The 1,902-nt window shown below is 66.1% G+C and carries 3 protein-coding genes; 1 reads left to right on the top strand and 2 read right to left on the bottom strand.

Features of this window, described 5'->3' with window-relative positions; genetic code table 11:
- Both SK571_RS46060 and SK571_RS46055 read right to left on the bottom strand, forming a co-directional pair.
- Window positions 1-202 (bottom strand): hypothetical protein (locus SK571_RS46060; RefSeq protein WP_319990415.1); only part of this gene is annotated, 202 nt, incomplete at its 3' end.
- A gap of 59 nt (window positions 203-261) precedes the next feature.
- Window positions 262-972 carry a hypothetical protein gene (locus tag SK571_RS46055; protein ID WP_319990414.1) on the bottom strand — a complete coding sequence of 237 codons (711 nt, stop codon included), beginning with the start codon at window positions 970-972 and terminating at the stop codon, window positions 262-264.
- Between the two features lie 441 nt (window positions 973-1,413).
- On the opposite strand from SK571_RS46055, the gene SK571_RS46050 reads away from it, so the two are divergent.
- Window positions 1,414-1,800, top strand: coding sequence for an NAD-binding protein (locus SK571_RS46050; protein WP_319990413.1), 387 nt, complete (start codon window positions 1,414-1,416; stop codon window positions 1,798-1,800).
- Window positions 1,801-1,902 lie beyond the last annotated feature (102 nt).

The following is a 1,902-nucleotide window of genomic DNA, read 5'->3' as shown; positions in this document are numbered from 1 at the left end:
TGCCGGACGTGGCGTTGTTCGAGCTGGTGGCGTTGCCGCCATCGCCCGAATTACCGCCGTTGCCACCGTTCACGACCGAGTTCACGACGTCACCGAGGAGACCATTGCCCACGGTGTCGGCGCTTGCCATCGCCGTTCCGAACAGGAGGAATCCTCCCGAGAACGCTGCGGCCAGCAAGCCGCGTCGCACAGAGTTGTGCATTGTCGAACCTTCCCGTCAATCAAGCTTGGTGATCTGGTCGGCTTGGTTGGCAGGACTGGTCAACTGGGATGATTGCGGCCGTAGTAGTAGCACCACGACCCGTGCACCTGGTGGTCCCGGCTCACGACGAGCGGCTCGCTGTGCGGGCGAACTCCCGATCCCGCCGGGAGGTCTGACACGGCCGTGCTCGCCGATCCGTTCGACGACACCGAACCTGTCGTACCGGGTAGAGCGGACGGCACCTCAGGCGACTGCTTCTGGGGCGCCTCGATCGGTGGCGCCACGTCAGGTGCGTACATCTGTTGCTGTCGCGATGTTGTTGCCACCGCGACTCGGTCGGGCAGCGCCGCAGCGTGAATGTCCGGCACGGGCAGCGCGGTGACCGGCGGCGGGACGTCGGCCTGATCAGATGGCTGCGCCACCAGTGGTTCCACGATCCGCGGTACCACCGGCACGTCCTGCACCGTGCGCGCCACAGGGGCGAGCAACGGCGCCGTCACGGGTTGGAGTGGCTCCAACGCCGGACTCAGGGCCTGCACGACGGTGTCCACGGTCGGTGCCAGCACCGGGTCGGTCACCTCGGTGACGTTGCGCGTGACCGGCGCGAGTGCGTCGGTCACGGGGGCGACGAGAGTGGTGACCCCGTCCAGCAGGCCGGGTGAGTCACCCTCGCCGGCGTTCGCCACTCCGGCGGACAGGAGCCCGAATCCGATCAGGAAACCAGCCACACCGAGTGTCCGCCGCAGTGCCGTGGAGCATGTCGACTTCATGTAATCACCCCCTTTCGACGAATCAGCACCTGTACATCCGTGTATTCGACACCCCACGGACACCGGTTCACTCGAAAGTGGAAGCAATTCAGTTTGCGCAGTTCACGCGCACAAACCAATTCGAAACATGAATTCGCGATTACTTTGCGACACAGGATCGCGCACATCACGTCAACGCGCAGTGATCGACATCGCGGATCAGACCAACGGGCCGCGTCCCTGTGCGTCCGGTTCTGAAAGCGGACGCACAGGGACGTGCGTGGCGCCGTCCCGAGCCGGCTGAACCGCATCTGGCGGATCCGCGCGCTGTACATCCGCGCGGCGCGGTGGTTCCGGATCGGCCGCACCGCTCGATCCACCTGATGGAGTGACTGGCGGCCGCGGTCAGCAGGTACCTGAACGGACGCAATCCGGCCCGGCCGGCATCCCGAATCCCTGGACGTGACCGATCACATCCTCGTCATCGGCTACGGCGACACGGGGCGCGGCGCCATCAACTCGGTGCTGGCCTCGCAGCCGGACGCCCTGCTGACCGTGCTGGACACCGACTACCTCGCCGTCGCCGAGGCTGCGGCCAACGGCGCCACCGCCGTCCTCGGGGACGGGCGGGACAGATGCGCGCTGGACGAAGCCTCCGCCGACATCGCCGATCGCGTCGTCGTCACGGTCCCGGACGACCTCAACGCCTACCTGATCACCAGGTCGGTGCGGGCGGCGAACCCGGACACCGTGATCGTGGTGGTCATCCGCGAACCGGAGAACCACGCGCTGTTCCTGTCCTCCTACGCGACGTCCGTCCACATCAGACTCACTGACGAGGAGACGTGAAAAACTCCGGGAACCGCACGCAAAGCGCGGTTCCCGGAGTCGCGGTACTGCTTTCCCTGGAGATGTCAGGCGGGCAGCAGCACCGAGTCGATGAGGTAGACG

It is taken from the genome of Lentzea kristufekii, from assembly GCF_033949925.1.
GTDB classification, from domain to species: Bacteria; Actinomycetota; Actinomycetes; order Mycobacteriales; family Pseudonocardiaceae; genus Lentzea; species Lentzea kristufekii.
The sequence above is the reverse complement of the archived record's forward strand: the minus strand, read 5'-3'. Positions and strand labels throughout refer to the sequence as shown.